General features: G+C 72.4%; 3 protein-coding genes and 2 pseudogenes. 4 read left to right on the forward strand and 1 reads right to left on the reverse strand.

The features are described from left to right. From AB0K09_RS30215 to AB0K09_RS30230, 4 genes and pseudogenes are all read left to right on the forward strand, one after another. On the forward strand, positions 1-567 hold a 567-nt coding region (locus AB0K09_RS30215), incomplete at its 5' end, for an adenosylcobinamide-GDP ribazoletransferase (protein WP_366068596.1). 140 nt (positions 568-707) lie between these two features. Next, complete coding sequence (locus AB0K09_RS30220; protein ID WP_366068597.1) at positions 708-2,234, forward strand: leucyl aminopeptidase; 1,527 nt, start codon at positions 708-710, stop codon at positions 2,232-2,234. A gap of 332 nt (positions 2,235-2,566) precedes the next feature. Continuing rightward, positions 2,567-3,955 (forward strand): dihydrolipoyl dehydrogenase, encoded by a 1,389-nt coding sequence (gene lpdA / locus AB0K09_RS30225; RefSeq protein WP_366068598.1) that lies wholly within the window; start codon positions 2,567-2,569, stop codon positions 3,953-3,955. 49 nt (positions 3,956-4,004) lie between these two features. Then, a pseudogene (locus AB0K09_RS30230) lies at positions 4,005-4,352 on the forward strand (biotin/lipoyl-containing protein); the annotation flags it as partial. Positions 4,353-4,386: 34 nt separating this feature from the next. Here AB0K09_RS30230 and AB0K09_RS30235 read toward each other — a convergent pair. Continuing rightward, positions 4,387-4,446, reverse strand: a pseudogene (locus AB0K09_RS30235) (hypothetical protein); the annotation flags it as partial.

Raw genomic sequence — 4,446 nt, forward strand, 5'->3', positions numbered from 1 at the left:
CTGCTGGCCGCCGTGGCCACGGTCGCGGTGCCCGCCGCGCTGACCCGGGCCCTGCACCTGGACGGGCTCGCGGACGTCGCCGACGGGCTGGGCAGCGGCAAACCGGCCGAGGCGGCGCTGCGCATCATGAAGCAGTCGGACATCGGCCCGTTCGGCGTCGTCACCCTGCTGCTCGTGCTGCTCGGCCAGGTGGCCGCGCTGACCCGGCTGTACGAGGCGGGGCCGCTGCGCGGCGCCGTCGCGGCCGTGGTCGCGGGAGTCGCCGCGCGCTGCGCGCTGACCCTCGCCTCCCGCACCGGGGTGCCGGCGGCACGCCCCGACGGCCTGGGCGCCGCGGTCGCGGGCGTGGTCCCGGTGCCCGCGGCGCTGACCGCGGCGGGACTGGTGGTGTGCGCCTGCGCCGGCGCGGGCATCCGCGCCGGCGGGGCGGCCCTGCTCGGCCTGCTCGCCGCCGAGCTCCTGCTGCGCCGCTGCCGTACCCGCTTCGGCGGTGTCACGGGCGATGTTTTCGGCGCACTGGCGGAAACAGCGTCGACAGCGGCGCTCCTGGCGTTCACCCTGAGCTGAGGCCACACCCCGAAAGGGGCGCGGGCGGCGCTCCCCCCGTACCTGGGCTGAGCGCTCAGCGAACCGGCGCATACGATGCGCAAAGGCCCCGCAGCACGCGCCCGGCCGAGGAACTCAACCGGAAGAGAGACTTCACCACCGTGACTGCTCTGACTCTCAGCACCTCCAGCGCGGCGACGCTGCGCGCGGACGCCATCGTCGTCGGTGTGGCGAAGGGCCCCAAGGGTCCCGTCGTCGCGCCGGGCGCCGAGGCCGTGGACGCGGCGTTCGACGGGAAGCTGGCCAGTGTGCTCCAGACCCTCGGCGCCTCCGGCGGCGAGGGCGAGGCGACCAAGCTTCCCTCCCCGGCCGGTCTGAAGGCCCCGGTCGTGCTGGCCGTCGGACTCGGTGACCTGCCCTCGGACGGCGAAGGCTTCGGCGAGGAGGCCCTGCGCCGTGCCGCCGGCACCGCCGCCCGCACGCTGACCGGCACCAAGAAGGCCGCCTTCGCGCTGCCCGTCCCGGACGCCGAGTCCCTCGCCGCGATCGGCGAGGGCGCGCTGCTGGGCGCCTACTCCTTCACCGCCTACCGCGGCACCGACGGCAAGAAGGGCGAGGCCGACAAGAACGCCCCGCTGGCCGAGGCCGCGATCCTGGGCGCCAAGCCGCGCGACAAGGCCCACAAGGCCGCCGCCGAGCGGGCCGCCGCCGTGGCCGGCGAGGTCAACCGCGCCCGCGACCTGGTCAACACCCCGTCCAACGACCTCTTCCCCAAGAGCTTCGCCGCCCAGGCCCAGGCCGCCGCCAAGGAGCACGGGCTGAAGGTCGAGGTGCTGGACGAGAAGGCCCTGCTCAAGGGCGGCTACGGCGGCATCATGGGCGTCGGCCAGGGCTCGGCCAACGCCCCCCGCCTGGTTCGCATCGGCTACACCCACCCCAAGGCCGAGAAGACGCTCGCCCTGGTCGGCAAGGGCATCACCTACGACTCGGGCGGCATCTCCCTGAAGCCGGCCGGCCACAACGAGACCATGAAGTGCGACATGAGCGGTGCCGCCGCCGTGTTCGCCGCGGTCGTGGCCGTCGCCAAGCTGGGCCTCGCGGTCAACGTGACGGGCTGGCTGGCCCTCGCGGAGAACATGCCGTCCGGCACCGCCACCCGTCCGGGCGACGTCCTGAAGATGTACAGCGGCAAGACCGTCGAGGTGCTCAACACCGACGCCGAGGGCCGCCTGGTCCTGGCCGACGCGCTGACCCGCGCCTCGGAGGAGAACCCCGACGCGATCGTCGACGTCGCCACGCTGACCGGCGCCATGGTGCTCGCCCTGGGCAACCGCACCTTCGGCGTCATGGCCAACGACGACGCCTTCCGCGCCGCCCTCCACGAGATCGCCGAGGAGGTCGGCGAGCAGGCGTGGCCGATGCCGCTCCCCGCCGAGCTGCGCAAGTCCATGGACTCCCCGGTCGCCGACCTGGCGAACATGGGCGAGCGGATGGGCGGCGGCCTGGTCGCCGGCCTCTTCCTGAAGGAGTTCGTGGGCGAGGGCATCACCTGGGCCCACCTGGACATCGCGGGCCCGGCCTTCCACGAGAGCGCCCCCTACGGCTACACCCCCAAGGGCGGCACCGGCTCCGCGGTCCGTACGCTCGTCCGGCTTGCCGAGCGCACCGCCGACGGCGACCTCGGCTGAGCTGATCCGAGCTGACCCGAGCTGACCCGAGAGTTCCGGCAGCTCACTCGTTCGGCCCCGCGCGGCCCCGGGAATGACCCGGGGCCGCGCGGCGTTGCCCACGTTCGCTTCCCGAGAAACCACACATTCCTACGCACTAGTAACCCCGAAAGGTGACGCATCCGTCGTCCCACACCCCGGCCCGGCGTCCCGCCGTCCGTCAACAAGTGCGAAGATGTTGTCCCGGCAGGACAGGGCCCCCGTACAGGGCCGACGCAAAAAGCGGCCGAACGACAGCCGCCGCCCGGTCACCGACGACCGGCTCCGGCGTACCCATGCATGGAGGACGTGACGTGGCGAACGACGCCAGCACCGTTTTCGACCTAGTGATCCTCGGAGGCGGTAGCGGCGGTTACGCCGCCGCACTGCGGGGTGCCCAGCTGGGTCTGGACGTCGCCCTGATCGAGAAGGACAAGCTGGGCGGCACCTGCCTGCACCGCGGCTGCATCCCGACCAAGGCTCTGCTGCACGCCGGCGAGGTCGCCGACTCGGCGCGCGAGAGCGAGCAGTTCGGTGTCAAGACCTCCTTCGAGGGCATCGACATCGCGGGCGTCCACAAGTACAAGGACGACGTGATCTCGGGCCTGTACAAGGGCCTGCAGGGCCTGGTCGCCTCGCGCAAGGTCACCTACATCACCGGTGAGGGCCGTCTGTCCTCCCCGACGTCCGTGGACGTGAACGGCCAGCGCGTCAACGGCCGCCACATCCTGCTGGCGACCGGCTCCGTGCCGAAGTCGCTGCCGGGCCTGACCATCGACGGCAACCGCGTCATCTCCTCGGACCACGCGCTGGTCCTGGACCGCGTCCCGAAGTCCGCGATCGTGCTGGGCGGCGGCGTCATCGGCGTCGAGTTCGCCTCCGCGTGGAAGTCCTTCGGCACCGATGTCACCATCGTCGAGGCGCTCCCCCACCTCGTCCCGGTCGAGGACGAGAACAGCTCCAAGCTGCTGGAGCGCGCCTTCCGCAAGCGCGGCATCAACTTCTCCCTCGGCTCCCGCTTCTCCGGCGTGGAGTACACGGCCGACGGGGTGAAGGTCTCCCTGGAGAACGGCAAGACCTTCGAGGCGGAGCTGCTGCTCGTCGCCGTCGGCCGCGGCCCGGTCTCCCAGGGCCTGGGCTACGAGGAGGCCGGGGTCGCCATGGACCGCGGCTACGTCCTCGTCGACGAGTACATGCAGACCAACGTGCCGACCATCTCGGCCGTCGGTGACCTCGTCCCCACCCTCCAGCTCGCGCACGTCGGCTTCGCGGAGGGCATCCTGGTAGCGGAGCGTCTGGCCGGGCTCAAGCCCGTGCCGGTCGACTACGACGGCGTGCCGCGCGTCACGTACTGCCACCCGGAGGTCGCCTCGGTCGGCATCACCGAGGCGAAGGCCAAGGAGCTGTACGGCGCCGACAAGGTCGTCACCCTGAAGTACAACCTCGCGGGCAACGGCAAGAGCAAGATCCTGAAGACCGCGGGCGAGATCAAGCTCGTCCAGGTGCGGGACGGTGCCGTGGTCGGCGTCCACATGGTCGGCGACCGCATGGGTGAGCAGGTCGGCGAGGCCCAGCTGATCTACAACTGGGAGGCTCTGCCGGCCGAGGTCGCGCAGCTCATCCACGCGCACCCGACGCAGAACGAGGCCATGGGCGAGGCCCACCTGGCTCTGGCCGGCAAGCCGCTGCACTCGCACGACTGAGTCCCGAGCGCACCACCATCCGCACTACTCGTAAGGAGCAACCGCAACCATGGCGGTTTCCGTAACCCTGCCGGCGCTCGGCGAGAGCGTGTCCGAGGGCACCGTCACCCGTTGGCTCAAGGCCGAGGGTGAGCGCGTGGAGGCCGACGAGCCGCTGCTCGAGGTCTCCACCGACAAGGTCGACACCGAGATCCCGGCCCCGGCGTCCGGCATCCTCTCCTCCATCAAGGTCAAGGAGGACGAGACGGTCGAGGTCGGCGCCGAGCTCGCCGTCATCGACGACGGCACCGGTGCCCCCGCCGAGGCTCCGGCCCCGGCCGCCGCCGAGGCCCCGGCCCCGGCCGCCGCCCCGGCCGGTGGCGCCGAGGGCACCCCGGTCGTGCTCCCCGCCCTGGGTCGCGGCGGTCGACGAGGCCGGCGCGGTTGAGGGCGCCGACGAGCTCGCTGACCGTCGAGAGCGACAGCCCCAGGCGGGCCGCGAGCTCGCTCAC

It is taken from the genome of Streptomyces sp. NPDC049577, from assembly GCF_040675635.1.
GTDB lineage: Bacteria > Actinomycetota > Actinomycetes > Streptomycetales > Streptomycetaceae > Streptomyces.